21 protein-coding genes are annotated in these 19,947 nt (G+C 63.2%); 6 read left to right on the forward strand and 15 right to left on the reverse strand.

The features are described from left to right. The 9 genes from LAO51_04775 to tolB all read right to left on the reverse strand — a co-directional run. Positions 1–1,271, reverse strand: a 1,271-nt coding sequence (locus tag LAO51_04775; protein ID MBZ5638056.1) for a thioredoxin domain-containing protein, incomplete at its 3' end; no start/stop codon positions are given. 79 nt (positions 1,272–1,350) lie between these two features. Further along, positions 1,351–1,803, reverse strand: a complete 453-nt coding sequence (locus LAO51_04780) for a hypothetical protein (protein ID MBZ5638057.1) — start codon at positions 1,801–1,803, stop codon at positions 1,351–1,353. Between the two features lie 9 nt (positions 1,804–1,812). Then, positions 1,813–2,358, reverse strand: a complete 546-nt coding sequence (locus LAO51_04785; GenBank protein ID MBZ5638058.1) for a type 1 glutamine amidotransferase — start codon at positions 2,356–2,358, stop codon at positions 1,813–1,815. A gap of 198 nt (positions 2,359–2,556) precedes the next feature. Next, positions 2,557–2,856, reverse strand: coding sequence for a GGDEF domain-containing protein (locus tag LAO51_04790; GenBank protein ID MBZ5638059.1), 300 nt, complete (start codon positions 2,854–2,856; stop codon positions 2,557–2,559). Positions 2,857–2,956: 100 nt separating this feature from the next. Beyond that, on the reverse strand, positions 2,957–3,403 hold the full coding sequence (locus tag LAO51_04795) for a response regulator (GenBank protein ID MBZ5638060.1): 447 nt from the start codon (positions 3,401–3,403) through the stop codon (positions 2,957–2,959). Continuing rightward, on the reverse strand, positions 3,400–5,676 hold the full coding sequence (locus LAO51_04800; protein MBZ5638061.1) for a PAS domain S-box protein: 2,277 nt from the start codon (positions 5,674–5,676) through the stop codon (positions 3,400–3,402). The genes LAO51_04795 and LAO51_04800 overlap by 4 nt, the downstream gene beginning before the upstream one ends. A 124-nt stretch (positions 5,677–5,800) precedes the next feature. Then, entirely contained in the window at positions 5,801–6,973 is a 1,173-nt protein-coding gene (locus tag LAO51_04805) for a hypothetical protein (GenBank protein MBZ5638062.1), read from the reverse strand. Between the two features lie 58 nt (positions 6,974–7,031). After that, positions 7,032–7,475, reverse strand: coding sequence for a response regulator (locus tag LAO51_04810; protein MBZ5638063.1), 444 nt, complete (start codon positions 7,473–7,475; stop codon positions 7,032–7,034). A gap of 163 nt (positions 7,476–7,638) precedes the next feature. Further along, complete coding sequence (gene tolB, locus LAO51_04815; GenBank protein MBZ5638064.1) at positions 7,639–8,892, reverse strand: Tol-Pal system beta propeller repeat protein TolB; 1,254 nt, start codon at positions 8,890–8,892, stop codon at positions 7,639–7,641. 252 nt (positions 8,893–9,144) lie between these two features. Between tolB and LAO51_04820 the strand changes: the two genes are divergently transcribed. The 4 genes from LAO51_04820 (at position 9,145) to LAO51_04835 (ending at position 13,853) form a co-directional block, all read left to right on the forward strand. Beyond that, positions 9,145–10,866 (forward strand): ATP-binding cassette domain-containing protein, encoded by a 1,722-nt coding sequence (locus LAO51_04820; GenBank protein MBZ5638065.1) that lies wholly within the window; start codon positions 9,145–9,147, stop codon positions 10,864–10,866. Between the two features lie 122 nt (positions 10,867–10,988). Further along, positions 10,989–11,702 carry a redoxin family protein gene (locus LAO51_04825; GenBank protein ID MBZ5638066.1) on the forward strand — a complete coding sequence of 238 codons (714 nt, stop codon included), beginning with the start codon at positions 10,989–10,991 and terminating at the stop codon, positions 11,700–11,702. Continuing rightward, entirely contained in the window at positions 11,689–12,882 is a 1,194-nt protein-coding gene (locus LAO51_04830) for a DUF3570 domain-containing protein (GenBank protein MBZ5638067.1), read from the forward strand. Before LAO51_04825 ends, LAO51_04830 begins: the two co-directional genes overlap by 14 nt. 5 nt (positions 12,883–12,887) lie before the next feature. Beyond that, positions 12,888–13,853, forward strand: a complete 966-nt coding sequence (locus LAO51_04835) for an FAD:protein FMN transferase (protein ID MBZ5638068.1) — start codon at positions 12,888–12,890, stop codon at positions 13,851–13,853. Between the two features lie 35 nt (positions 13,854–13,888). Here LAO51_04835 and LAO51_04840 read toward each other — a convergent pair whose 3' ends face one another. The 3 genes from LAO51_04840 to LAO51_04850 form a co-directional block, all read right to left on the reverse strand. Next, positions 13,889–14,818 (reverse strand): SH3 domain-containing protein, encoded by a 930-nt coding sequence (locus LAO51_04840; GenBank protein MBZ5638069.1) that lies wholly within the window; start codon positions 14,816–14,818, stop codon positions 13,889–13,891. Between the two features lie 281 nt (positions 14,819–15,099). Further along, positions 15,100–15,858 (reverse strand): slipin family protein, encoded by a 759-nt coding sequence (locus tag LAO51_04845; protein MBZ5638070.1) that lies wholly within the window; start codon positions 15,856–15,858, stop codon positions 15,100–15,102. Between the two features lie 41 nt (positions 15,859–15,899). Further along, positions 15,900–16,202 (reverse strand): hypothetical protein, encoded by a 303-nt coding sequence (locus tag LAO51_04850; GenBank protein MBZ5638071.1) that lies wholly within the window; start codon positions 16,200–16,202, stop codon positions 15,900–15,902. A gap of 155 nt (positions 16,203–16,357) precedes the next feature. On the opposite strand from LAO51_04850, the gene LAO51_04855 reads away from it, so the two are divergent. Continuing rightward, the gene (locus LAO51_04855; protein MBZ5638072.1) at positions 16,358–17,218 is read left to right on the forward strand and encodes a helix-turn-helix transcriptional regulator; all 861 of its coding nucleotides are present in this window, start codon (positions 16,358–16,360) and stop codon (positions 17,216–17,218) included. 40 nt (positions 17,219–17,258) lie between these two features. On the opposite strand, the gene LAO51_04860 is transcribed toward LAO51_04855, so the two are convergent. Together LAO51_04860 and LAO51_04865 are read right to left on the reverse strand one after the other, a co-directional pair. Then, a complete protein-coding gene (locus tag LAO51_04860) occupies positions 17,259–18,302 on the reverse strand; it encodes a fatty acid desaturase (protein MBZ5638073.1) in 1,044 nt (347 codons plus the stop codon). A 304-nt stretch (positions 18,303–18,606) separates the two neighbouring features. Next, entirely contained in the window at positions 18,607–18,828 is a 222-nt protein-coding gene (locus LAO51_04865) for a hypothetical protein (GenBank protein MBZ5638074.1), read from the reverse strand. A 228-nt stretch (positions 18,829–19,056) separates the two neighbouring features. On the opposite strand from LAO51_04865, the gene LAO51_04870 reads away from it, so the two are divergent. After that, positions 19,057–19,413, forward strand: a complete 357-nt coding sequence (locus tag LAO51_04870; GenBank protein ID MBZ5638075.1) for a hypothetical protein — start codon at positions 19,057–19,059, stop codon at positions 19,411–19,413. Positions 19,414–19,493: 80 nt separating this feature from the next. Here LAO51_04870 and LAO51_04875 read toward each other — a convergent pair whose 3' ends face one another. Continuing rightward, complete coding sequence (locus tag LAO51_04875) at positions 19,494–19,910, reverse strand: hypothetical protein (protein ID MBZ5638076.1); 417 nt, start codon at positions 19,908–19,910, stop codon at positions 19,494–19,496. Positions 19,911–19,947 lie beyond the last annotated feature (37 nt).

The raw sequence follows: 19,947 nt of genomic DNA on the forward strand, positions 1-19,947 counted from the left end.
AGACAGGATGAAATGAGCATGCCGTTCAGGGAAGTATAAAGCGTTTTATCGATGAACGGAGCTACCCGTCTCTGGCGCTCCGAAAGGAGTTTCTGCTTCCCTCTCGTTATGACGCGTCGGACCTCATCAACAGGCTTGCCGAGAGCAGCGGCGACTTCGTCCAGAGACAGCCCTTGAAAAAGGACTTTTTTCAACGGATCATGCGGCATGGCCGCCCGATCGTGAAGCAGGAGCCGGGGAAGAGCGTTGTACTCCTCGGCATCGAGGACCTTTTTGAGATCATCATCCGTCCACGTGAAGTAGCCCCCCTCGTCATCGGGTGTGACGTCCGCGTCCTGGCTCGCGTAGAAGCCGCCGCCTGGATCGGACAATACCTTTCTTATGAACGTAAGAATATCCAGCGCAATATCCCGGAACTGTTCGTCTCCGAAGATCATGTATCCGTCAACGTAGTTATTGAGAAGCCCGGCGTTGTCGTCGGCCATTTTCTCGAAGTGCGGAACGCCCCACGCCTCGTCCGTCGAATACCGGTGGAATCCGCCCCCGAGCTGGTCGTGAAAACCGCCCCGCGCCATGGCCTCCAGCGTCTTGCGTGCTGCCCTGCCGACCGACGGATCCCCGCTCGCCGCGGACCGGAGGATGAGAAACTCCAGCGCGCCGGGCATAGGGAACTTGGGTGAGCTGCCGAACCCGCCGTTTTGTGCATCAAAGGAGGCCAGCATCTTTTTTTCAGCTTCATGCAACAGCGATTCACTGAGGACACCCGCGGAAAGCGGCTCCGGCTTGAGCGCCTCCCTGACGCGACTCGCGTACATCCGCGCATCTCCTTTTTTTGTCTTGTAAAACGTGCTTACCGATTTAAGCACGTTTTTGAATCCCGGCCTGCCCTGCCGGTCGTCGAGTGGGAAATAGGTGCCGCCGTAGAAGGGTTCCTTGTCGGGTGTCAAAAAAACAGAGAGCGGCCATCCGCTCCCCCCGCCCATGGCAGCAACGGCCTGCTGATACCGCCGGTCGATGTCTGGCCGCTCGTCGCGGTCGAGCTTGATATTAACGAAGAGCTCGTTCATGATCCCGGCTGTCTCGTCGTCTTCGAAGGACTCCTTGGCCATCACGTGGCACCAGTGGCACCACACTGCGCCGGTACTGAGAAAAACCGGCTTGTCCTCGCGCCGTGCGAGTTCGAAGGCCTCATCGGACCAGGGGCGCCAGTCTATCTTCTGGTTTGCGGCATGTCTGAGGTAAGCGGATTGTTCATTAGAGAGGCGGTTCATAATAGTAAACTCACCACGGAGTCATGATCGGAAGTAATTTATTTCTCCGTGTCTCTGTGGCTATGATCGTCGGTTTTCTTCAAAACGTCTTCGGGTCTTCGGGTGGGAGAAGGGTCTCGTCAAACGGCATCACGCCGAGTTGGGTCATCACCGCCTCGATGCCGGTCAGCAGTTCCCGGTAATCATAGGCCGTCATCTCTTCGTTCAGAGCGCGCTCCAGCAACCGGTCGAATGCTTCAAAATCCAGCTTGCCATCTATGACACCCGCGCGGACGAGAGCCGCATACAATGTTTTATCGTTGTTCAGGTCCTCTCCTTTTTCGATAGCAAGCTTTGCAAGGCGCCCCGGCTCCGCTATATACGACCGCATTGCCCCTTCCAGAGCGTCATACAGCGTCACGATCCCTGCCGAGATCTTGCCCTGCCGGAGACGGCGTTTGCCTCCCCGGATGTGGAGCCGCGCGCGCTGCAGAGGACCCCTCACAGGGCCAAGAGCTTCTTCGTCCATCAGCCCGAAATGGGGCATATTCATCCACCCGATCTACGCTGCCTTCGAACTCGCAGGCCGCTTCTTCCCCTCCTGCGCCTGTCTCAGCATTTTCATGGTCTCGCGCATGAACGCCGGCAGGTCCGACGGCCGGCGCGACGTCACGAGGTTCCCGTCTACAACGACTTCACTGTCTTCGTAGAGCACCCCCGCATCCTTCATTTCCTGCGCCACGGTCCGGTAGCATGTTGCGCGCCTGCCTTTCAAGAGCCCCGCGGAGATCAACGTCTGGGGGCCGTGGCAGATAGCGGCCACGGGCTTGCTTCCGGCAAAGAACGCATGGGCGATGTCCAAGGCCTTCTGTTCCTTGCGCACTGTTTCCGGCGCCTTCCCGCCCGGGAGCAGAAGAAGAGCGTAATTGTCGGGATTTACCTCGGCGAGGATCTTGTCCACCTCGACCTCATAGCCGTGTTTTCCTTTGATAACACCCTTTTTCAAGGACGCGACATCCACTTCGATCCCCTCCTCTTTCAGACGGTAATAGGGGACGAGCAATTCACTGTCTTCAAAATTATCTGCGCTGATCATAAGGACCTTCATGGTTCACCTCCGAGGATCTGCGGCCATGCAATGGCTCTGTGTCGGGACATTGAAGATATAAATCATCATGGTGCCGCAATCGTTATGGCATTCGTTATGAAGGATCTGTTATTAGTATATCATGTTACTGCAGCATTGACGAAAAGAGGCGAGGGAGGAGAAGGATAATACAAAAGACGGGTGGGGAGGATGAGACTATCAATTGGGCCCGGCATTCTTGAGGTCGTTGCAGAGCGCGAGGCCACCGCTGCCGCATTGCTTGACGCGATACATGGCACGGTCGGTTTTATTGAGGAGCTTCTCCGCGTCGCTGCCGTCTGCCGGGTAGAGACTGATACCAATGCTGGCGCCGATTGTGCAGTCACGGCCTTTGATGCAGAAAGGGGCGGTCAGTGCGCCCAGGATCTTTCTGGCGACTACGACAGCGTCTTCGGAGGTGACGATCGTTCCGCAGATTCCGACGAATTCGTCGCCTCCCATGCGGGCAGCGGTGTCCACGAGGAACCCGCGCCGCTGAAGGTTTTTTTGCAGAAGGGCGGAAAGCCCGGGCTGTCCTCCATGTACAAAATGCGGGTAATCCTGATATCTGCCATGGACCTTACTCCTTTTCCGGCGACTTGACGATCGAGAGGAACGTGCCGAGCCTCTGAATGGTCTCTGAGAACCGATCGTATTCAACCGGCTTGGCCACGTACAGATTACAGCCGAGCTCGTAGCACTGCGCTATCTCCCGGGGATTGTCCGTGGAGGTAAGCACAATCACCGGGATCCGCTTCGTCCGTTCGTCGCTTTTCATGAGCTTCAACACCTGAAGGCCGTTGAGGACAGGCAGGTCGAGGTCGAGGAGGACAAAGGGCGGCAACAGGTGCCCGCTCAGCGCATAGTCCCCAACTTTGAGAAGGTAATCCGCCGCTTTCCTCCCGTCGTCGAGTACGACGATAGAAGAGGCCAGCCCCGCGCGGCGAAGGTTCTTTTGGATGAGGAGCGCATGCCCGGGATCATCTTCGACCAGGAGAACGGCAGCCTGTTTTTCACGGACGTTCATTGCTTTCCTCCCTGGGGCAGCCGCTCGCTGGGTTGTCCGGCGGACAGGGGAAGCGAAAAGCTGAAGGTCGTCCCTACGCCGGGCTCGGACTCGCACCAGATGCGCCCGCCGAGGAGGCGGAGTAGGGTCTTCACGTAGGCAAGGCCCATGCCTTCGCCCGGGGCATCCTGTTTTCCGACGCGACGGAAGATTTCAAACGCCTTGGGGATGTCCTCTTTGGACATGCCCCGGCCGTTGTCCTGGATGCGGAATACGATTTCGTCGCTGCCGCAATCGGCGCTGATTGTGATCCGTCCGGGCCGGGCCGGGTCTAGATATTTGACCGCGTTATCCAGCAGGTTGCCAAAAATCTGTTCAATGGCGGTACGGTCGGCGACAAGATCGGGCAGCCGGCCAAGCGTAACCGTGATGCGGCGCGTGTCGATCTGATGGGCAAGGGTATGGAGGATCGTCTGCACGAACTCCTCCGTCTGCAGGGGCTCCGGGTTAAGTTTGCGCAGCCCGGCGCGCGAAAGTTTCAGAATGGCGTTGATCAGATTGTCCATCCGGCGGACCGAGGACCCGATAAACTTCAGCGCCTCCGGAATGTCTTTTTCGAGGATCAGGTTGTATTTCTGCCGCTGCCCTTCCTCGATATCGGCAAGGTGCTTTTCGAGGACCGGCTTGATCTCCTCGATGCTGTACAAGAGTTCGTCCGAAAAGCCCTTGATGTTGACAAGCGGCGCCCGGAGGTCGTGGGAGACGATATAGGCAAATGTCTTGAGTTCCTCGTTGATCTCGGCCAGTTCTTCGGAATAGCCCTTCAGTTGCGCTTCGGCCCGCTTGCGCTCCGTAATGTCCTGGGCCACACAGACGATGCCCGCCGCCTTCCGCTGAGCATCGTACATGACCGACGAGGAGAACAGCACGGGCACCCTGCCGCCGCCCTTTACGCGATAGAACCTCTCTCCGGAATAGATCGTCTCTTTCACAAGCTCGTCGACCAGGTTTTCCCCGGTCCCCGGAACATGGTCGATGACGAGGTCAAGCGGCCGGCCGACGAGTTCCTCCTCGTCATACCCCAGCAGCACGCAGACGGCGGCATTCAGCCGTATGATCCTGCCGTCGGGAGACGCCACGATCAACGTGTCCACCATGTTGTTGATGATGTTGTCGACGTAGTCCCGGGAAACGGTGGTCTTTTCGAGGTCCTCGGCCATCCGGTTGAAGCTGTCGACGAGCATCTGCACCTCGCCGGTGGCTTTCACCCGTACCTGTGCTGAACGCTCGCCCCGGGCAATGCGCGAAGCCGCGGCCGCAAGTTCGATGATCGGTCCGGACAGATACCGGGCCAGGTAATAGGCGATGACCGAAATGAGGACGATGGAAGCCGCAAACACCAGGAAGAAAAATTGCAGAACCGACCGCATGTCCCGCAGCAGGAGGGAGGAGGGAATGCTGATGGCTAGCCTGAGGAGCGGCCTGTCCGGGATGATGGAGAGATCCTGGTATACGAGCATGCCGTCGTCTACCATGGTGAGGAGAGGGTCTCTCTGGAACCCTTTGGCAAAGTATCCTCGGGGATCGAAGCCGGACTGGTCGTCCGCCTGCCGTTTCAGGACCGTGCCGCCGGGAGCAAAGAGCCAGATCGGATTTTTGCCGAAGATCTTGATCCTGCCCGCGTAGTTGAAGAACTCCTCGAGATTGTAATCGATGATTACGGCGCCGCCGAACTTCCCGATATCCTGATCGGTCTTATAGATGCCGGTCGAAAACAGAATGTTCCCGTATTGATCGGTAAAGGGGCCTTCCATGTCGATACTTCCTGGACTTCCCGCCGCCCGGAGACGCGCGAAGAGCGGCTGGTCCCCGACAAAGCGGAGCTTCCGGACGCGGCCCGACCAGTCGACCTTCACCGCTTCCCTCCCGGCGGCATCGACAAAGGTGATGCTCTGGTAGCTCCTGCTGGCCTTCAACGACTCGAGGAAGGACCGCTCCACGGCCCGGGCGGTAACTTCCCGCTCCGCTTCCGACGACATGAGGAACTCATCGAGCAGCGGATTGGAGGCCAATAACTGCAGGTCTTTTACGAGCGCGTTCCTGAGCTCCGACCCGAAGTTGTAACTGATCGTCTGGAACTGCTGCCGGACATACTCCTCCGTCCGTTTCTCGACGGACTTCCTGCTGAAGACGTAGAAAACCGCCGTCAGTATGCTGCTCATGATGATGACCACGCCGACAAAGGCGATCAGGAGCCTGGGAAATATGGAAAGTCCCGTGCTATCTCGTGCCATCCGCGATGCCCTTCAGGAACGTGACTGATTCAATTTTTGAAAAGATGAAAAGAAATAATGAATAACATTTTCGACGCCGCGTTACCCCGATCGGACCATGAAGCGTCGTGGTTTTTCATAGGTTCTATCTGTGCTCGTCCCTGTCGACATTATTATTCTTAAGTGTCGTTTTTTCATCCAGGTTCCGGATAGTTCTGTTGGGGTCAGGGGTGTCGCCATCGACGTATTCCTCAATCCCCATCTTTTCCGTGAGCTCTATACCGAGCGCCCTGGCCCTCTGGACATTGACCATCAGGGCGCCGTGCTTCGGGGTCCGCGTCGGATACGTCGACGGGCTGGCCCCTTTTTCCAGGATATCACGACCTATCGAGACAGCTTCGAACGCCTGGCTATACCCCGAATCGTCGACAGCGCATAACAACCCCTGCTTCACGAAAATACCGAGCGTCGCTTCGGGTATTCTTATGTTCTCACGGTACCACCGGGCCACATCACTGTTCGATACAGTGTTGCCCTGTTCGTCCTTCAGCGAAGAATACTCGGCCACAAAAAAAGCCCCGACCTTTTTTTGTAATTTGAGCGCTCCGCTCTTCCAGCGCCCGAAGTCATTCGTGGCGACAGTCTCAATGAGTTTCACGGGCAAGACGCCCTGCCGGGAAAGGAATTCGATGCCCTTTTGATGCGCCCGTCCCGACGGCGAATCATCCGTTAAAATCGCGAACGTCGTCATGTTCGGTGCGAGTTTTTTCAGGAACTGAAGACTTTCACGGTAATAACCCGACTGATATACTCCCGTAACATTGTGGCCCGGCCGTTCAGCGGTGTCCACGAGCCCGTATTTGACCGGGCTGTTGCTGAACCCCCAGAAGACGACGGGGATCGCGGTGTCAAGGAACTGGTTGCCGATATAATTACCCGCTTCGTCATCGCCGAGAAAGATGATATCGGGCCTGAATTCCCTCGCGCTCACGGCCACCGTGAGGGTGGTTTTCGTCAGCTCGGCCTTCGTGGTTTTGCGTTTCGAATCCATCCACAGTTGTTTTATCACGGCCCGGGACGTTTCGACGTAGTCGTTCGCCCTGTACTCGGCGACCTGGTCCCTGTTGTCGAAATAGCCGTATTTCAGAAGGGCGGCGCAAAAACCCTCAGTGGTTTCCTGCGACCACAGGTGTTCCGGGTGATAGCTGCTCACCAGCAATATTCTCTTCTTTGCCGGTCCCTTCGCCGGGGCCGCGGAAACGGTTGTCGTCAGGCTGAGACCCAGGAAGAGCGCCAGAAAAATCCTTCCACCATTCATTGCGTCCCCTCGTCGTTCACGGAAGTTGTTGAGAGCGCAAACAGGCCCGCTTGGCCGCTTATTCCTTTTCAGGCACCTTGACGATCGAGAGGAACAGCCCGAGCGTCCTGATCGCATCGCTGAACTGGTCGTATTCTACCGGTTTGGTGATATAGACGTTGCATCCGAGCTCGTAACACCGGGAAACCTCTTGGGGATTATCGGTGGTCGTGAGCACGATGACGGGGATCTTCCTGGTCCGCTCGTCGTTCTTGATGCGTTTGAGCACCTGGTAGCCGTCGAGTATGGGAAGGTTGAGATCGAGGAGGATGAGCGGGGGGAGCGCATGCGGGGCTTCCTTGTAGGCCCCCTCTTTAAAAAGATAGTCAACGGCCTTCTGACCGGTGTCGAGCACGGCAATCTCATTGGAAATGCCGGCCCGGCGGAGGTTCTTTTCGATGAGCAGCGCGTGGCCAGGATCGTCCTCGACCAGCAGAATAATTACCGGTTGCTGCGTTCCCATAAGATAGTTCTCCTTTCTTGCCCGCGTTCTTGAGAGTAAAAAAGCGTACGGCGGCCCGGAGAAAACGGCCGGGCTGAACATACGTTTCAGCGTTCCGTTCCTGCCCCGACCAAAGAGTGTCCTGCCTTGGCGCTGGACAAGATCCTTTGCGTGCGCGAGTCTTTCAGGGCGACCAGGCAGGCGAGGTGTAACTCGCGTCCTTCGGCGTGATACGCTCGATGTCCGTGCCGTCGGCGTTCATGATGTAGATGCCGAACCTGCCTTCACGGTTCGAGCTGAACACGATCTGCCTGCCGTTCGGCGACCACGATGGGTTTTCGTCGTTCCCCGGCCCTTCCGTAAGCAGCCGAAAGCCCGATCCGTCGGGGTTCACGGTCGCGATCTTGAACAACCCCCGCACCTGGGAAACGAATACGATCTTGTCCCCTCGCGGCGACCAGTTCGGGGAGGCGTTGTACGCGCCCTCGAACGTGATACGCCGAACGTCCGTACCGTCGGCGTTCATGATATAGAGCTGCGGCGTACCTGCCCGGCCCGAGTTGAAGACGATCTCCCTGCCGTTCGGTGCCCAGGCCGGCGAAACATTGTCGTAAGCGCCGTAGGTGAGCCGCTCCGGGTCGGTCCCCGAGATGCCCATGGTGTAGATCTCGGCGCTGCCATCTTTGCTCAGCGCAAGGGCCAGGCGTTTTCCGTCCGGCGACCACGCCGGCGAGATGTTCAGACCTTCGCTTCCGGATACCTTCCAGCGCTTGCCGGTCTCCATGTCCAGACCGTAGAGGTCTGGGTTCCGGTCGCGATAGGACACATAGACAAGCACCTTGCCATCAGGCCTCCAGGCCGGGGAGAGGCAGATGGAACGGTCGGCGGTGAGCTTCATGGGGTTCGCGCCGTCATAGTCCATGCTGTAAAGTTCCTTGCGTCCGCTCTTGTCCGAGACGTAAGCGATGCGAGTCCGCGCAATGCCCTTCTCGCCGGTATAGCGGGACACGATCTCGTCGGCAAAAGAATGGATCATCCTTCTGAAGGTATCCTCGTTACCGATATAGTTCTTACTCGTCATTTTCATGGCCGAGGCCGCGTCATAAAGCTTTCCGGCCAGCATGAGTTCGCCGCCTTTACGCTGGAGGGACACCCAGACCACACCGGTAACGCCGAAGGTCCCGGCACGCTTGATCACCGCTTCAGTCGGCTCGCTCTTCTCCACATAGGCAAGGTCGAGCTTCTTCGCATCCATGACTTCGAATATCCCGGAGCGGCGCAGGTCCGCCTGCAGTACCTCAAAGGCCAGTGCCGGCAGCTTCGCGTTTCCCGTCTCATTATAAACATCGAGCACGGTGATGGGTATCTTCTTGGCCTCACCCTGTACGACGCCGAGATAGTACTGGGAGTGTGCCACACCGGCGGACATGAACATCACGGTGATGACTATGATTGATACTATACGTTTCCGCATACCAGAATTAAATCCCACTATCTAAACCCTAAATAAATCCAAAATCAAATGTCAAAGGAGTAACAGTCAACTGTCATCCGCGGTCAGGGACATTTGAATTTCGATATTGTTTAGAGTTCAGGGTTTCGTATTTCGGAATCATCATTGTTCCGCCATCAAGTCCACGCTGAACTCCAGCGTCTGTTTTGAAAACTCTTCGGGCAGAGGAGGAAACGGATTCGACGAACGTATCGCCCGTATTGCCGCCTGCTTGAATCCGAAAGCGCGGCGCCGGGAATCCGGGTCTCCCTGCTGCCCCAGGAGGTCCCGGAGCACCTCCGGGGGAGCGTGTTCGACGTCGTCGCGCAGGGTCTCGCTCCGGTCGCGGACGTGAGCGGCGCCGAGCGCGTCGTCCGCAGCTGGACGGCCCCGGGGGAGCGCGAGGACGGCCGGCCGTCCATGGAGTCCCGTAATCCCGTCGAGCAGGTGCTCTCCCGCATGGACCTCCCGGGCGGGGCCTCGTTCGAGCTTCTGTCTTCCGGGATGAAGCGGCGCGTCCTGCTCGCGCAGGCGCTCGTGTCGGCGCCGGACCTCCTGCTGCTCGACGAGCCGACGAACCACCTCGACGTCGATGCGATCACCTGGCTGGAACGGTTCCTGGTGGCGCGCTGGTCCGCGACGCTCGTCTTCGTGACCCACGACCGGACGTTCCTGCGCAAGCTGGCGAAGCGGATCCTCGAGATCGACCGGGGACGCCTCTACGACTGGTCGTGCGACTACGACACCTTCCTCGCGCGAAAGGAGGCGGCGATCGCCGACGAGGAGCGGCACGACGCGCTCTTCGACAAGAAGCTCGCCGAGGAAGAAGCCTGGATCCGCCGGGGGGTCAGGGCGAGGCGGACGCGCAACGAGGGCCGGGTCCGGGCCCTCGAGGAGATGCGGCGCGAGAGAGGCGAGCGACGGTCGACCGACGGCAAGGTGAAGATCCGCATCCAGGAAGGGCAGCGAAGCGGCAAGCTGGTGGCGGAGCTCGAAGGCGTGTCGTTCGCCCACGGCGACCGGACGATCGTCCGCGATTTCTCGACGACGATCCTGCGTGGGGACAAGGTGGGCATCATCGGCCCGAACGGGGCGGGCAAGACGACGCTCCTCCGGCTGATCCTCGGGCAGCTCCCGCCCCGGGCGGGCACCGTGCGTCTGGGGTCGAACCTCGAGATCGGCTACTTCGACCAGCTCCGCCGGCAGCTCCGGGACGACGCCACGGTCCAGGAGAACGTCGGCGAAGGTCGCGAGTCGGTGCAGGTGGGCGGGACCTCCCGCCACATCGTCGGCTACCTGCGGGATTTCCTGTTCAGCCCCGAGCGCGCGCGCACCCCCGTGCGGCTCCTCTCCGGCGGCGAGCGCAACCGCGTGATGCTGGCGAAGCTCTTCGCGAGGGCGGTCAACGTGATCGTCCTCGACGAGCCGACGAACGACCTGGACACCGAGACGCTCGAGCTTCTCGAGGAGCGGCTGGTCGAGTTCGAGGGGACGGTCCTCCTGGTGAGCCACGACCGGGCGTTCCTCGACAACGTCGTCACGAGCACGATCGTCTTCGAAGAGGACGGCGTCCGGGAGTACGTGGGCGGGTACACCGACTGGCTGCTCCAGAGGCCGAAGCCGGAGGAGCCGGAGCGGCCGAGGCGCTCCGGAGGGCGCGTCCGGCCGACCGCGCCGCCGGGCCCCGACGGGAAGCGGCGCCTCAAGCCGTCCGAGCGGAAGGCGCTCGACGGGCTTCCCGCGGAGATCGAGGCGCTCGAGGGGGAGATCGGCGCGCTCCATCAGGCCATGTCGCGGCCGGAGTTCTACCGGCAATCGGGGGAGCGGATCGCGGGAGAGCGGAAGCGCCTCGAGGCGCTCGAGAGCCGCCTCGCCGCGGCCTACGAGCGCTGGGGGGAGCTCGAGGGCCGCGCGGACTGAGGGCGCGGGTCGGGTCTCGGCGGGCGTCCCTGGCGGGTCGCCTGCTGCGAGATGCCCGCATCGCTCCGGCTCCGGGCGGCGTGGTGGCTTGCGAAACGGACAAAGAGCATTAGCATTATCCTATGAAAAACCGTGCGGCCACGATTCGCTTCGCGGGGACGCTCTTCGGCATCCTCGTTTGCACCCTCTCGCTCGCCGCGCCGGATGGCCCAGCCCCGTCGGACGTGACGCTCTACGATGCGTACGCGCGGCCGTTCTCCCTCTCTTCCTTCAAGGGCAAGATCGTGGTGCTCGACTTCTGGGCGCCGTGGTGCGCACCCTGCCGGAAGAGCTTCCCGTTCCTCGACGGCCTCAGGTCCCGATACGCGGACAAGGGACTCGAGGTCGTCGGGCTCACGCTGGAATCGGACGTGGAGGCGGTGCGGGCGTACCTCGACACCGTTCCCGCGCACTTCCCCGTCGGCAGCGACCCGACCGAGCACGCCGGCGAGGCGTTCGGCGTGGTCGCGATGCCCACGACGCTCCTCCTGGACAGGGACGGGCGCGTGGTGGCCCGGTTCGAAGGGGGGAACGCGCGCGCGCACCGTAAGCTCGAGGCGGCGGTGAGGACGCTTCTCGACGGCGGAACGCTCCCCCCGGACACCGACGTCCTCGTGTCGAAGAGCCTCGATGCGAAGGGGGGACTCCGCGCGTGGCAGCGCGGGTACCTTGCCGACCCGATCATGAGCCTCGACGGCGACGCCCTGACCCGCGTCCAGCACGATCACGTGTACGCCAGCAAGGAGGGGGCGGTAGGGGACGGCGGCGCCGCGGGAGGTGGCTGTGGCTGCAACTGAAGTCTCGCGGCGAGCCTCGCGCCCGGCCTTCCTCCGTAGTCTTCCCTGGGTCGCGGCGGGCCTCGGCGCCCTGGCGGCGCGGAACGCCCACGCGCAATCGAACGTCGACTTCCGATACCTCTTCTACAAGGAGTCGGGCGGACGCACGCAGGTCTCGAATCCGGACATCTTCCTCCACCAGGACTTCGGCGACACCGGAGGCCAGCTCTCCCTGCTGCTCGCCTACGACACGATCTCGGGGGCCTCGCCGACCGGCGGCTACCCGACCAGCGACACCACGAGCTCGGCGTCGGGGGGGTCGAGCACCACGAGCAACGTCCCCCAGGTCGCCTACCACGACACGCGCAGGTCCGGGACGCTCTCCTACGCGCGCAAGTTCGGCGCGAACCTCCCCTCGATCGACCTGTCGTACTCCAGGGAGAACGACTACCTCTCCCGGTCCGCGGGGTTCTCCGACGCCTGGACGATGGCTCACGGGCGCGGCACGCTGCACTTCGGCGCGTCGCTCTCCCACGACGTCGTGATGCCGGTGACGAACCGCCTCGACCTCGCCAAGTCGTCGGACGCCTACGCCGCGGGCTGGACGTGGATCGTCGGCGAGCGGGATCTCCTCGATCTCTCGATGTCGCTGACGAGGCTCAACGGGTACCTGGACGATCCCTACAAGATCGTGCCGGTGGGGGACGCGACGCTCCCCGAGCACCGGCCCGACTCCCGGTCGCGCCGCGCCGTCGTGGCCAAGTACGGCCACTACTACGACGTCCGCGGCGCGCTCAAGATGACCTACCGTTACTACTTCGACGACTGGGGGATCAAGGCGCACACGATCGAGGCGATCTACGACCAGCACGTGGGCGAGCGCTGGATCGTGTCGCCGCAAGTGCGCCTGTACACCCAGACCGCCGCCTCGTTCTTCACCGACAAGCTGAGCGCCCCGCGCACCTACATGTCCGCGGACTACCGGCTTTCGCCGTTCGACAACGTGCTGGGCGGGCTCACCGTGTCGTACCAGGTGCGCCCAGGGCTCTGGGCGAGCGTCGGGGGCACGACCCAGTCGCAGCGGGGTCGCGATCGGGTGGTGCCGATCGGCTCCTCGGGCGACCTCGGCGAGTCCGGATCGGTCTCGTCCGCGGACCTCGCGACCACGACGGTCACGATCGGTCTTTCCTGGCGCTACTGACGCCCGTGGACGGCCCCGCGCTCTACTCGAAGCGCTTCCCCTTGATGGGAGGAGGGGCCGTCGTCCAGTTCGTGGACGACCGCGGTCGGACGCGCGCGGAGGGGATCGCGCGCGCCGTCGAGGACGAGGCCCGCCGGATCGAGATCAAGTTCTCCCGGTTCCGCGACTCGAGCGTGGTGTCCGAGATCAACCGGAACGCCGGGAGGACGCCGGTCGCGGTGGATAGGGAGACCGAGGGTCTTGTTCGCGCCGCGGTCGATCTCGCCGCCCTCACCGGCGGCAGATTCGATCCCACGGTCGGGGCGCTGCGCCGCGCGTGGGACTTCAGGTCGGGGCGGGTCCCGGAGCCGGGCGAGATCGAAGCGCTCCTTCCGCTGGTCGATGCCGCCGCGGTCTCGATCCGGGAGGGGACGGTCTTCCTCAGGCGCGAGGGGATGGAGATCGACCTCGGCGGGGTCGGAAAGGAGTACGCGGTCGACCGCGCCGCCGGCATCCTCCGCGCCGAGGGGGTCCGGTCGGCGATCGTGAACTTCGCGGGGGACGTCGCGACGGTGGGGGGGCGCGGCGACGGCCGCCCCTGGTCGGTGGGGATCGCGGACCCGCGCTCTCCCGGCCGCTGCCGGTTCGCGGTGCGCGCGCTCGGCGACGCGGGGGTCGCGACGTCCGGGGACTACGAGCGCTGCTTCGTCAAGGACGGCGTCCGCTACCACCACATCCTCGACGCCACGACCGGGTGGCCGGCGCGCGGCGTCGCGTCGGCGACCGCGGTCGCGGCGACGGCTTACGCCGCCGGGCGCTTCGCGACCGCGGCGTTCCTCCTCGGTCCCGAGGGCGGCCTCGCGCTCCTCGAGGCATCGCCCGGCGTCGAGGGAGCGCTGATCACCGAGGACGGGACGGTCCTCGCCACGACCGGGATGAGCCGCCTCTCCGACCTGCCGGGCAGCCTCTACGCGGCCTACCCGTCGCTCTGAGACCCGCGATCCACGGGAGCTCGGCGGCGCCCCGGTTACTTGGCCAGGCCGAACAGGGTCGAGGGAACCCAGCCCTCGTTACCCAGCTCGTCGGTGACCTTCCACCACAGGCCTTCCTTCTCGCCGGAGGGATAGAGCATCATGCCGGGATCGAGGTCGCGCACGACCTCGGCCTTAAGGTCGGGCTTCGCGTACATGCGGCCGGGCTTCGCCATCGTCACCGACTGCTTGACGTTGTCGGCCTTCGCGTCCGGGGAGATCTTCTTGACCTCGTCGAGCAGCTTGACGTAGGCGTCGAGGTACGCCGCCGTGATCACCTGACCGATCTCGGTGTTCTGGTAGCTGCTGGCACCCGCCGCGGCGAACCCGCCCATCCACGCGGCGCCGCCGGCTCCCCACCCGAGGTCGGTCTTCTTGGCGTGACCCTCCTGGAGCGCGACCTGCTCGGTCGAGCGCACGTCGGTCAGCGTCAACACGACGTCGGCGGTCTTGCTCTTCATGTTGATCCCGCCCGCGACCGCCCCCGCGGCGCCGTGCATGAAGCCTCCAAGGATGCCGCCCAGCTTCTTGCCGCCGGCGTTCTTGTTCTTGCTGACGAGGTCCGGCACCAGCACGTAATCCGCCGCCTTCATCTGCCCCTTGCCGATGTTGGAGCCCCCCCGCAGCTCTCCTCCCGACGCGAGCGCGCGCTCCTTCTCCGCCGCCTTGAGACCCTTGCCGCGGTCGAGCAGGGTGAAGCACTTGGATTCCGACACGAACACCTTGATCAGCGCCTCGGGCGACTCGAGGTTGTACTCGTGCCACCAGTTGTGCTCCGGCTCGGCCACGGCGAGCGTGCCGATCTTCTTGTCGCAAACGGGGATTTCGGGCGCCTTCTCTTCCTTGGCGCGGGGGGTGTTGATGGCGCACACCGCGACCAGGATCACCGACCCGAGAACGGTACACTTGAGTGTCGCACTGGACATGGTCTGTTCCTCCCGGATGAGTCTTGCGAAACTCATCGAACTTCAATGCGCCGACGGTGATCCACGCGCGCGAGCACGCCCGATACCCCGGCAGAAGTCGTTCTCCGTCCCACCGATCACGGAAGAGGAGGGCGGTCAGCCCGCACCGGCGAATGGCAGATGGATGCGTGCCGACTCGGCCCGAGCCCTTCCCTTCCCCGTCAAGTATAGGAAGATCGGGCTCATGGCAGCGGCCCCGGACCTTGACGCCCGTCAACTGGGCGAGGACCCCAGGAGACGGGCTACCGGTCGAGGAACCCCTTGATCAGGTCGATCGGCAGCGGGAAGACGATGGTCGAGTTCTTCTCCGCGGCGATCTCGGTGAGCGTCTGGAGATACCTGAGCTGCAGCGCGATCGGGTGCTTGCCGACCTCCGCCGCCGCCTTCGCGAGGTTGGTCGCCGCCAGGAATTCCCCCTCGGCGTGGATGATCTTCGCTCTCTTCTCCCGCTCGGCCTCGGCCTGCTTGGCCATGGCGCGCTGCATCTCCACGGGCAGATCGACGTGCTTCACCTCCACGGCGGAGACCTTGATCCCCCACGGGTCGGTGTGCTTGTCCAGGATCACTTGGAGCTGCAGGTTGAGCTTCTCGCGCTCGGACAGCAGCCCGTCCAGATCCGCCTGCCCCAGCACGGAGCGGAGCGTCGTCTGGGAGAGCTGGCTCGTGGCGTAGTGGTAGTTCTCCACGTCCACCACCGCCTTCCGCGGGCTCACCACGCGGAAGTAGACGACGGCGTTCACCTTCACCGAGACGTTGTCGCGCGTGATGATGTCCTGCGGCGGCACGTCGTGGACCACGGTCCGGAGCGAGACCCGGATCATGCGGTCGGCGATCGGGATCAGGAAGAAGAGCCCCGGCCCGTAATCCATCGGCCGGAGGCGCCCGAGGCGGAACACCACCCCGCGCTCGTACTCCGGGAGGATCTTGACGGAGTTCACGAGGAGCAGGACGACGACGAACAGCGCGATCAACAGCCCGATGGGCAACTCCATGCCGAACATGCCGTCCTCCTTCTTGGAGCCGGACCTCGTCCGGCTCGCGCTCAGGGCCTGCGGGGCGCCCTCGCCTTGAACATGAGCACCTTGCCGCCCGCGGAAGGCGTCCGGCAGGGTGGGCTTTCGGGATCGGGGCCGAGGGGACCCTGCGTGGAGAGCAGGTGGTCGGTCAGGATCTCGCGGAGCTTCGCCGCGCTCTCCGGCCTCTCCAGCTCCTCGACCGTGTGCTTCGTCAGCCGGTTGCCCGTCAGAAGGCTCACGAGACGCCCGGACTTGACCGCCGTCGAAAGCTCCAAGAGCAGGCCCTCCGTCGCGGAGGTGTCGCGTGGGATCGGTCGAGGCGGCTTCATGATGTCGGTCCTTTCTCGCGGCTCGTCATCCGTCAGCAGGAACCATCGTCGGCGGAACGGGGAAGGAGTTTACTAGTTTTTGTCAATATCGGCTATGTCGGGTTCGATTCAAGACCGGCACATGAGTAGAATGAGTTAATCGACGAGGAGCCGTCGTGAATTTTTCGTCCCTGGTGAAGACACGACTGGCAAAGATGGGTCTTGGACAGAAGGACCTGGCCAGGGCCGTGGAGGTAACGGATTCCTACATCTCCCAACTGCTGACCCGGCGAAAAGCACCTCCCAGCCGCGATCGCACCGACATCTACGGAAAGATGGAGCGCTTCCTCCGTCTCGAGCCCGGAGAGCTGGGACGACTCGTCGAGATCGAACGTGCAGAGGAGGTCAAACGCAGGCTGAGCCGGGGCCCGGAGCCTCTCTTCCAGGAGTTTCGGGAGCTGGTCCTCAGAAAGTGCGTTCCCGAGAAGCGCGAAGACGTTCGTGCCGTCTTCGACGCGAGGCCCTTCGGAACCCTCGAGCGACTGGTCACCCAGAAGCTCCTCGAGGTGGTTCAGCGCGTCGCCCGACAGAAGCTGGACAGCGAGGACTGGCTTCGACTGGCCGCGAGCGTGGGAGGCCGGAGCCACGAGGAGATGCGCGTCATCGTGCTCGAGTTCCTGGACACGGACGTATCCCAGGTCTCGAGCGAGACCTGTGTCGGATTCCTCGAGCCCTTAGTGGAGTCCTGGGACGTGGACCTGGACAGCCTCAGGCTCGACATGAAGCTCGACCGTAAGCTCGTCGCGGAGCCCGAGCACACGTTCACCTACGTCGAGGGCAAGCCGGTCGAGGAGGAGCGGGGCCTGGCGGAATTCCTCGAAGACCGGCGGCTCTCGGGCGACGTCACGGAGGAAGAGGTGCGGCTCCTCCGGCGGCAGACGTTCGGTTCGAGGCGGCCGACGAAGCTGTACTACTACCGGGCGCTGCAGAACCTGAGGGATCCGCTGCATTTCGGCGAGGAGCGCGAGCGGGCCTGACGGGATGTCGCGGGCCGCGGCAGCCGGGCTCGTGGCGTCGTCACCGGCCGCGGCCGGGCAGCGTCATCTCCCGGCGGATCGCCCTGAGCCGTCCGAATCCGACGAGCTTCTGCCGCCGCTCGTCCCAGAGTCGGAACGAGAACGACTTGAAGCTGGACCACAGCGTGACCGACTTGACCTCCTGGAATATCGGGCTCTGTCGATGGCATCTCTCCAGGTTGTAGTTGGGGATGGCGGGGCTCAGGTGGTGGATGTGGTGGAACCCGATGTTCCCGCTGAACCACTGCAGGACCTTCGGCAGCTTGTAGAACGAGCTGCCGTGGAGAGCGGCTTCCACGTAGTCCCAATCCTCCCGCCTTTTCCACTGCACGTCCTCGAACTGGTGCTGCACGTAAAACAGCCACACTCCCGCGGTCGCGGCGATGATCAGCACGGGAAGCTGAATGAGGAGGTAGGCCTTGACGCCGATGCCCAGGCTCATCAGGACCGCGATCAAGAGGAGCGCCGCGTTCGTCCAGTACACGCCCCGGTGCTCTCGTCGGCCGACCGAGGGGGACGGGAGCCTGTTCTCGATCAGGAAGACCCACGACGGCGCGAGCACGAAGAGCACGAACGGGTTGCGGGCGAGGCGGTAGGACAGGCGCTTCCAGCGTGACGCCTCGAGGTACTCCCGCACGGTCAGGGTCCAGATCTCGCCAGGGCCACGGCGGTCGAGGTCGCCCGACGTCGCGTGGTGCAGCGCGTGCTTCTGCCGCCATTGGCCGTACGGCGTGAACGTCAGCACCCCGGTGACGAACTCCATGAACCGATTCGCACGGCGCGATTTGAAGAACGAGCCGTGCCCGCAGTCGTGGAAGATGATGAAGACCCGGACCAGGAAGCCGGCGGCGGCGACCGCGAGCGCCAGCGTGATCCAGTAGGAGACGTGCAACGACCAGATCATCAGGCCCCAGAGGGCCAGGTAGGGGAGCAAGCTGTCGACGAGCTGAACGAGGCTTCTTCGCAGAACGGGCTTTCGGTGCTCCGCCACGGCCTGCTTCCATTCGGGTGTGGCCGGTCGAGTATTGCCAGTCGTCTCTGTCATGTTCGCTGCTCCCGGAGCGCCCCGGGCCGGATGGATGGCACGTGCCCTACTCTCTCTCCCCGCCCCCCGTTTAACTAATTGTACTTCATCGCGCGGCTGGGATCAAATCAATCATCCGCTGAATTCACGGATGGCGGTAAATTCATGAAAGCTATGAACGAATTCCGGCTGCGGTGAGAACTCGAAGCCGGCTGGGCGGGAGGACGAGCGGCGTGCCGCCGAGAGGACGAACCAACTGCCGCGGCGCGGGAGGCTCAGGATGGAAAGACGCTCGCCTCGCCGGACCCGCGCCGCGGCGCGATCATCAGAAGCCGGTCACGACGCAGTTGTGGGCCCCTGCGCAGGCGGCAAGGCACGAGTTGCAGTAGGTCCTTCCGTTGTCGCAGGTCACCCCGATGCAGTAGTACGGGCAGATCCCGCACTTGGCCTCCGCCGGAGTCGAGGACACGGCGAGCAGCGCCCAGGACCCGGCGATCGCGGCGAAGACGGCGACGACGATGACGCAAGCAGCGAGCATTCTCCTCATTTCGATCCCCTCCCGTCGAACCCAGTCGACGCTCCATCTTACGGCCATTCCCGGAATCGACAAGGCGATCCCAGCCAAGGCCCGATCGGCCGCCCCGCGGCTCCCCCTTGACCGCGGTCCTCCAGGGACCATGTTGGGTAGTGGAGCCCGGACGAGGGTCGAGGCGGGCCATCCGTCGCGGGACGCTCGGTGCAGCGGCGCATCGCGTTCCCTGGAGGTTGCACGGTGTTGAAGAGGCTCTTGATCGTCGTCGTCCTCGCGGCCGGGGCGCTCGTCGCGTACAACTACGCCACCACGGGGAGCATCACGCTGGTGCCTTCCGGCGGCGTCTCGGTCGAGGACCGGGAGGTCTCCGAACTCCGGCAGCGGTTCGAGCGCGCCAGGACGCAATTCGCCCAGGCCCACCGGGCCGCGGCGATCGGCGGCGTGGACACGACGGGCGACGTCGAGGCCACGCTGGCCGACGTGGGGCGAATCGAGCGGGAGCTGGCCGCGCTCAAGAAGCGCCTGACCTCGCCGCCGTCCATCCGCGAGGCCGAGGACCTGTCGCGAGCGGTCGCGGAGTTCTCGAGGCAGACGCGTTAGCCCGGGCCCAGGTCGGCGGAGTCGTCCGCTCGATCTCGATCGTGCACTCGGCGACGCCCAACCCGTCCGGCGCCGGGGGGCTACTTGGCGCCGAGCAGCTTCGCGGCGCGTTTGTAGTCCTTGGGCTTGACCCAGAGGATCATGCCGTAGCGTCCCTGGCCGGCGGACACCGCGTCGGCCGCCGTCACGTTGATCCTTCCCGCGGCCAGCTTCTGAACGTGGCGGTGAACCGCGCCGGGCTCGTCGTCGCCCTGGATCAAGAACGCCGTCTTGACCTGGCTCAGCGGCCAGCCGTGCTTCCTGGCGAGCCTGCGGGCGACGGCCGGATTCTCGATGGCGATGTCGAGCTGGGCCTTGCCCGCGGCGGAAGGGAATCCGGTGCAGGCGAGCAGATTCACGCCGGCCTGCTTCAGCTCGCCGAGGATCTTCACTCCCTGTCCCGGGCGGTTCTTGAGGGTCACGTAGACGTAACGGATCTTCTTGACTCGGTCGGCCATGGGTGCCTCCTTCGCCCCCGTCGGTCCCGCGATCTCG

The organism is Terriglobia bacterium (assembly GCA_020073205.1).
Lineage (GTDB): Bacteria > Acidobacteriota > Polarisedimenticolia > Polarisedimenticolales > JAIQFR01 > JAIQFR01.